Below are 218 nucleotides of genomic sequence, written 5' to 3' on the forward strand. Positions count from 1 at the left end.
TGACTGTATTGAAATTCTAACCTACGGGTCTTATCGACCCGGGAGACAGTGTCAGGTGGGCAGTTTGACTGGGGCGGTCGCCTCCTAAAGTGTAACGGAGGCGCCCAAAGGGTCCCTCAGAATGGTTGGAAATCATTCGTAGAGTGCAAAGGCATAAGGGAGCTTGACTGCGAGACCTACAAGTCGAGCAGGGACGAAAGTCGGGCTTAGTGATCCGG

The 218-nt window shown here is 53.7% G+C and carries 1 rRNA gene; it reads left to right on the top strand.

The window, feature by feature from the left end:
- Nucleotides 1–218: ribosomal RNA gene (locus MR160_RS34650) — 23S ribosomal RNA — on the top strand; the annotation flags it as partial.

Source organism: Bacillus cereus group sp. BfR-BA-01382, from assembly GCF_022663475.1.
In the GTDB taxonomy this organism is placed as follows: Bacteria; Bacillota; Bacilli; order Bacillales; family Bacillaceae_G; genus Bacillus_A; species Bacillus_A thuringiensis_S.